At 34.2% G+C, this 1,190-nt stretch carries 1 protein-coding gene; it reads right to left on the bottom strand.

Features of this window, described 5'->3' with window-relative positions; translation table 11 throughout:
• Nucleotides 1-10 precede the first annotated feature (10 nt).
• Nucleotides 11-976: an IS110 family RNA-guided transposase gene (locus DFQ02_RS15005; RefSeq protein ID WP_116525261.1), complete on the bottom strand. Its 966-nt coding sequence runs from the start codon at nucleotides 974-976 to the stop codon at nucleotides 11-13.
• Nucleotides 977-1,190: the final 214 nt, after the last annotated feature.

Raw genomic sequence — 1,190 nt, 5'->3', positions numbered from 1 at the left:
AACAAGTGTTTTAAGCTAATTTAGAAACAAAGTTCTCATCGTAAGGTAATCCACTTTTTACGATAGCAAATGCCTGTTTTAATAACTTATTTGATACTGCAATCAAAGCCAGTTTCTTGCTCTTTCCTTTAGCTACAATCCTTTCGTATAATTCTCTACATCCTTTATTATGTTTACAGGCTGAAAATGCACATAAAAACAGTAAGTTCCTGAGTTTCCTATTACCAACCTTACTTATTCTACTCTTTCCTCTCACACTACTCCCAGACTGTCTAATGGTTGGTGTTATACCAACGTAACTACATAGCTGTCTAGCATTGTCGAACTTATTAAAGCCATCGGTCAAAACAATTAAAAACAAAGCTGTCTTTACGCCCATCCCTGGAATACTTTTTAAAAGTGTTAACTGCTCTTGTTGCTCCTGCTTTACCAGTTCCAATAATCGCTCTTCTATCATTGCTATTTCCTTATTTAAATGCTTCTCATTACGCTTTAAAGAACTGTAAACAACCTTTGAGGGCTTACCTAAGGATTCCTCTCCTCTTAGCTTATTCTTAGTTGCTGTACTTTGTTTTAGGTAATTATCCAATAAACTAAACAACTGTAGGCATTCTGCTTGAATATCTGTTAGGGCATTATACAACGGAACCTCATTTAACATACCATATTCACAGATAGCCTTGGCATCACTCTTATCGGTCTTAACCTTAGCTAGTTTCATCTGGATAAAACGCTTTACAGATAAAGGATTTACAACCGATACAATTACTCCTTTCTTATGTAAATACTGGGCTATACGATAGTGATAATAACCTGTAGCTTCCATTACTACCAAAGATTCCTTAGGCAATTTCTTTAATAATAATTTGAACCCTCTTTCATCGTTTGTAAACTGTAAATGACCTGAGCACTGGTTATAAACATCAAGCACTTTTTTACTAACATCAATACCGTAAATTTCTTTATCTTTATTCATAAGAATTGTATTTGGAAAGAACTAGCTACTAACGTTTCAACATCTTAAAATCGAGGTCTAAAAGCCTCACAGAACTGAACGAAATCTTAGTAGGAAAAGAGAGGGGATTATCAATGTTGACGGAATCGCAAGTTCCTACGGCTATATTAATCTTACTCCTCTCTTTTGTTCTTTCTGATTTATAATCTAAAATTAAGAGATTGTAAACTTAAGA

Source organism: Seonamhaeicola aphaedonensis, from assembly GCF_003386195.1.
Classification (GTDB): domain Bacteria; phylum Bacteroidota; class Bacteroidia; order Flavobacteriales; family Flavobacteriaceae; genus Seonamhaeicola; species Seonamhaeicola aphaedonensis.
This window is presented reverse-complemented; position numbering and strand designations above follow the sequence as displayed.